Consider the following 1,306-nt stretch of genomic DNA (forward strand, 5'->3'; position numbering starts at 1 on the left):
TTTACTGGTGTTGCGTTGATTTTTTATTTTTTATTGTAACTTATTGATATATAATGTTTCACAAGGATGTATTTTTTTTGACATTTGAATTGAGCTAAATTTGCATTTTATCTAAATGCAATGAACTCAGGGAAATACATTTTCTATCAAATTATAGAATTCATAAATAGGTATGAATTTAATAAATGTGTTAAACGTTATGATGGTGACTTAGGTGTTCGAGATCTGAATTGCTGGAACCTATTTCTACAGCTTATTTTTGGGCAATTAACAGCTCGTAATTCATTGAGAAACATTTGCTTATGTTTAGAGAGCCATTCAAACAAGCTCTATCATTTAGGTATAAAACAATCTGTTAATGTTTCAAGCCTTTCACGAGCCTTAGAAAAAAGAGACTGGCGTATCTTTGCTGATTTCGGCGAGTACCTCATAAAGAAGGTGAGACCTCTTTATATAGATGAACCTATCAAAAAAGTTAATATTCCTAATGATATTTATGCCCTTGATTCAACTACTATCTCTGTAAGTATCAATTTATTATCTTGGGCGGTAGGTAAATATTCTCGTGGTGCTGTGAAAGTTCATACTTTACTTGACCTAAGAGGTAATATTCCTACTTTTATCCATATAACAGATGGTAAATATCATGATAGCAATATGTTAGATGTTATACTACCTTTAAAAAATAATATCTATGTCATGGACAAGGCTTATATTGACTTAAAAGCTCTCTATAGAATACATTCTCTTGAAGCATTTTTTATAACAAGAGCAAAGAAAAATATCAAATATCAATTAGTTGAATCTAATTTTAATATAGATGAGGCTATAGGATTACGCTATGATAGAGTTATTCAAATGCTTGAATACAAATCAAAACTATTATATCCTGAAAAATTACGTTTAATAGGGTATTATGATACTGAAAAAAATGAATTATTTGAATTTTTGACTAATAATTTTGAAATTACAGCATATGAAATCGCTAATTTATATAAAAATCGTTGGCAAATAGAAGTTTTTTTCAAATGGATAAAGCAAAATTTGACAATAAAACATTTATGGGGGCATTCTGAAAATGCCGTTAAAACTCATATTTGGATAGCAATTATAAGCTATCTACTTATAGCTTATATAAAGAAAATGCTTGATAGTCAATATTCTATATATGAAATTATACAAGTTTTAGGACTGTCTGTATTTGTTAAAACTCCTATTAAAGAATTGATAACCAATGTACAAGACAACCAATATGATTATCAAGAACCCAATTTATTTACTATCTAAAAACAACGCAACAGCAGTA

At 28.3% G+C, this 1,306-nt stretch carries 1 protein-coding gene; it reads left to right on the top strand.

Annotation, left to right across the window (positions count from 1 at the left end; genetic code table 11):
- Nucleotides 1–120 precede the first annotated feature (120 nt).
- Nucleotides 121–1,287, top strand: coding sequence for an IS4 family transposase (locus HMPREF1551_RS05985; RefSeq protein ID WP_021628175.1), 1,167 nt, complete (start codon nt 121–123; stop codon nt 1,285–1,287).
- Nucleotides 1,288–1,306: the final 19 nt, after the last annotated feature.

Origin of the sequence: Capnocytophaga sp. oral taxon 863 str. F0517, assembly GCF_000466425.1 — a bacterium.
Classification (GTDB): Bacteria; Bacteroidota; Bacteroidia; order Flavobacteriales; family Flavobacteriaceae; genus Capnocytophaga.

What these genes read in the sequence shown, in the direction of transcription:
- HMPREF1551_RS05985 (WP_021628175.1), top strand. Translation starts at nt 121, where the DNA reads ATGAACTCAGGGAAATACATTTTCTATCAAATTATAGAATTCATAAAT.